This window comes from Neisseria sp. HMSC065C04, assembly GCF_001815375.1.
Classification (GTDB): Bacteria; Pseudomonadota; Gammaproteobacteria; order Burkholderiales; family Neisseriaceae; genus Neisseria; species Neisseria flavescens_D.
Genome location: NZ_KV820420.1, coordinates 1,856 through 4,485, shown reverse-complemented (window position 1 = coordinate 4,485; position 2,630 = coordinate 1,856). Strand labels below are relative to the sequence as shown.

The 2,630-nt window shown below is 44.5% G+C and carries 2 protein-coding genes and 3 pseudogenes; 2 read left to right on the top strand and 3 right to left on the bottom strand.

Translation table 11 applies throughout. From position 1 onward, the window contains the following. The 3 genes and pseudogenes from HMPREF3022_RS08920 to HMPREF3022_RS08910 form a co-directional block, all read right to left on the bottom strand. Window positions 1-394, bottom strand: a pseudogene (locus tag HMPREF3022_RS08920) (IS1595 family transposase); the annotation flags it as partial. 603 nt (window positions 395-997) lie between these two features. Further along, a pseudogene (locus tag HMPREF3022_RS11925) lies at window positions 998-1,342 on the bottom strand (L-aspartate oxidase); the annotation flags it as partial. Between the two features lie 301 nt (window positions 1,343-1,643). Further along, window positions 1,644-2,051, bottom strand: a complete 408-nt coding sequence (locus HMPREF3022_RS08910) for a hypothetical protein (RefSeq protein WP_239669546.1) — start codon at window positions 2,049-2,051, stop codon at window positions 1,644-1,646. 205 nt (window positions 2,052-2,256) lie between these two features. Between HMPREF3022_RS08910 and HMPREF3022_RS11775 the strand changes: the two genes are divergently transcribed. Next, complete coding sequence (locus tag HMPREF3022_RS11775) at window positions 2,257-2,412, top strand: hypothetical protein (RefSeq protein ID WP_168166422.1); 156 nt, start codon at window positions 2,257-2,259, stop codon at window positions 2,410-2,412. 118 nt (window positions 2,413-2,530) lie between these two features. After that, a pseudogene (locus tag HMPREF3022_RS11405) lies at window positions 2,531-2,630 on the top strand (NADPH quinone reductase MdaB); the annotation flags it as partial.

Here is a 2,630-nt window from a genome sequence, read left to right as displayed (position 1 = left end):
TCCGTGTAAACAATGCTGTCCGGCATGATTTTCTGTTTGATAACAGGCATCAAAGTATCAGACTTGGCATTATCTACGACAACGGTATAGACCCGTCCGTTGCGTTTCAGAATACCAAAGACAACCACTTTTCCTGCCGCGCCACGACCACGTCTGCCTTTACGCCGTCCACCGAAATAGCTTTCGTCCAACTCGACAGGGCCCTCAAAACCTCATCGGCAACCAAGGCCAGATAATGGCTGATAACCATACGAATTTTGCGGTAGAACAGAATAGCGGAGTTGGACTGAATGCCCAAAATATCGTCAGTGAAACGGGCGGTAACTTGGAGTACAAAAAATTCAAGTAATTTCTTTTGAACTCTCTTGCTTAATTTACAATTGGTTATCTGCATTTTTGTAGCCTAGCATAACCGCTAATCTACGTCAGCCCCTTTAATTATGTAAGTGATTGAACTACTGAGAGTAACAGGATTTAGCAGGCTAAAATACTAGTGTTATGAATTTAACATAATATAAATTAATTTCCTTTTCCCTATTCTTCTACAAATTCCGCTTATTGTTCCTATATGTCAAATGAGAATTAATGATACTCTAGAGAGTGTGCTCATAGTACTCCAATTTTTAGTATCAAATCAATAGGTTTTAATAGAAATTTGGCTGGTTAATTTTACTGTAACCTTATCATTAATCGTAGCCTGGCGAAATTGTAGCCTGGCGAAATAGAGTAGGGTAAAGATAGTGAATTGTGCCAACTTTGTTTGAGCTTATTCAAAACTGTTCAGATGGTCTTATTTCATTAATCCTAGCTTTTTTCTCTCCACAAAATGCAAAGACCATTGTTGATTAGTTATTATCACTTATAACTACTGTCAATCCCTGCATTTTAGTTTCCACCGTTTCTCCTACTTTCTTTCAATCTTTCCTTAATCATGTGTGAACCTTTTCTTTTTCAGTCAATGACGTTATTTATTGGAGAAAAGTTTTCACTATCAGCCTTAACAATCACTATTAAAATATGCTCCGATGTTCTGTCTCCGCCTGTATGCGGCTTGGGCGACGGCGAGGCTGCATTCGAGTAGGTTGCGGTTTTCGTATTCAGACGTGGTGTGCGGCTCGCTTTGGTTTTGCTTCCAAAACCGCAGTTGGGTGATGGCGCAGCATAGGCCGGTATCGTTGCGGAGAATGCCTAGATGGTGTTGGTTGAACGCTTGCAGGGTGGGGCGGCTGAATGTGTTTTGGAGGCCGTCTGAAAAGATACCCGCTTCGGAGTAGGGGCGTTCAGACGGCCTTTGGGACGGTACGGCTTGGAATGCTTGTCCATCTGCGACGGGCTGATATGCCTGCCAGCTTTCGGCGTAGCTGCGGACGAGGTAAACGTCGTATAAATCGTGGCTGAAGAACGACCAGAACACGGGTTCGTCCTGATAAGTCAGGCTGAGGCTGATGCCGTCAGGTGTGTGGAGTTTCAGACGACCTTGCGTTTGACGGTCGATATGCAGGGCGAGGCTGTCAGGGGAGGCGGGATTCTGGGTCAGATTGCCGCTGTATTGTTCCAGCGCGGCGTTGAGCGATTGGTAGTGCATGGAGCATCCTTTGAAAGGTGTTCAGCGATAACTGATGACAATCATCGTACTGCCGTCTTTATTGGTAATACGCGCCCGCATTGCCCCATGTAAATCGACGGCACTTGCCTGCTGCCGATGTTTCAATGGAGCAAGGGGCATCGCCCAGCTGTTTATCCAGCCATCGATCAAATTGTTTTCTGCGTTGCAATTCGCGCTCCTCCGACCATGCTGCCCAGCTGTTGTCCTCGCCTATCGGGCAGAAGAATATGGATAAGCGCTCCAGCCGTTGCTGCTCGAATTGGGCGGTAAGGGTGTATTGTTCGGAATGTTTGGTAAATGACAAACCGAAAAATGTTATTCCCGCTTGCAGATGATTCGGGGTGGATTTTGGGAAGCATGCAATCCAGTCATCAAGCGTGGTGTGTGCAGTGATGGCCTTGCCGTCCGGCAGAATGATGCTGCCGTTTTCAGGGTTTATCTTCATCGGTTTGAATTTCCAAATATAGTTTTCAGACGACCTGAGACTATGTCCGTTTTATAACACCTTTAAGCCGCACGATTTTTCATTTCACCAACAAGCGCCCCTGTCTCGCCAAATTCAAAGTCGCCAGCAACAGAAACATAACCAAGCCGGAGCCTGCGGTGGCAAGGAAATAGCCTAAAAAAAGTAAATGCTGTTCGGCAATAAAATGGAAACCGCAGCCCGTCTTGCATTTGCTGAAATTCAAGCCCCGAAAATTAAAGTGGCGGTACTGGCAATTAATGAGAGTGCGCGGTACAAAATCAGCTCGAACAGCGGTAAATCGATTTCGTGCTGGTTACAAAAGAAGAATGATGAATGCTAATGATAGATATGATAAATTTCCCTTTATGGTCTGTAAATAGCGTGTAAGTGAATGCACTTTTAAAAGATGCAGTAAAAAGGCATAATTTAAGCTCTCATATTTGTTTTAGGAGCAAAAGATGAATATTTTATTATTGGATGGCGGTAAAAATTTTGGCCATTCACATGGCGAGTTGAACCACACACTTCATAAAAAAGCGAAAGAAGTTTTGACCGCAC